This window comes from Micromonospora sp. NPDC050980 (genome assembly GCF_040653835.1).
Lineage (GTDB): Bacteria > Actinomycetota > Actinomycetes > Mycobacteriales > Micromonosporaceae > Micromonospora.
The window spans coordinates 1-1,150 of record NZ_JBFAGS010000056.1 but is presented as its reverse complement, the minus strand read 5'-3'; the positions used below and the strand labels follow the sequence as shown (position 1 = coordinate 1,150).

General features: G+C 70.3%; 1 protein-coding gene. It reads right to left on the bottom strand.

Features of this window, described 5'->3' with window-relative positions; translation table 11 throughout:
* On the bottom strand, positions 1 to 1,039 hold a 1,039-nt coding region (locus AB0H28_RS29855), incomplete at its 3' end, for a tyrosine-type recombinase/integrase (RefSeq protein WP_358047424.1).
* Positions 1,040 to 1,150: the final 111 nt, after the last annotated feature.

Here is a 1,150-nt window from a genome sequence, read left to right as displayed (position 1 = left end):
ATATCTGCGAGGTCGTGATCGCGCTGGCGTGCCCGAGCAACTCCGCGACCACCTCGACCGGCACCCCGGCCCGCAACAGCCGCGTCGCGTACCCGTGGCGCAGCACATGTGGGGTGAACCCGCCGATCCCGGCCCGCGCCCGCAGCCGAGTCACCAGCTTGGCCACCCCGTCGCCGGTCATCGGCGCCCCGACCGGCGGGCGGAACAGGTTCACGAACACGAAGTCGCAATCCAGCGACCCGTACTCGACCTCCATGTAGTCGGCGTACGCGTCGAACACCACCGACGGCGCCGGCACCACCCGCGCCTTCAACCCCTTCACCCGCGCCCCGTTGACGTTGTCACCGCGCGGCACCACCGCGACCTCACCGGCGCGCAGCCGCAGATCCGCATGCCGCAGACCAAGAGCCTCACCCAACCGCAGCCCGGTCTGATCCAGCAGCACCAGCAGAAACCGGTCCCGCCGACGGGCGCAGGCGTCCACCAACCGGGCCACCTGAGCATCGGTCAACGTCGCCGGCGGCCTCCGCGACAACGACATCCGCAACGGGCTGAACGAGTCCGCGTCCGGCCGGCCCCGCCGGGTATGCACCAGCATCGGCACGAACGGCCCCGTCGCCCGCGGCCCCAACCCCGCCCCCAACAGCGCCGGCACCGACACGTCCCGGCGGGCGTGGAACCGGTAGAAGCTCGCCACCGCCGCCCGCTTACGCAGCAACGTCGCCGGCTCCAACGCCGACGGTGTGCCCGGCAGCATGAACACCCCTGGTTCCCGCGCCGCCGCCGGCCGAGCCAACCAACCGAAGAACCCGGTCAACTCCTCCAAGCTCAGCACACGGAAATCCCCGCCGATCTGGTCCAGCCACTCCACGAAGTCCCGCAGGTCGTGCGCGTACCCCGCGACCGTGTTCGGCGAACGGCCCACCGCAGCCAGATGCGCCAGGAACAGCTCCACCGCCTCGACCGGCAACCCGTCCGATCCGAGCACCGTGTACGACACCACACCCGTATCCGGCGCCCGCAGCCGCTGCACCCGCACCCAGAACCCCCGTCATGGACACACCACCACCAAGCGTCCATAACAGGCACCTGGCACCGCCAAGACCAACGACGAGGACATCAAAGACGGCACGGGCCAAGCTCCGGATAA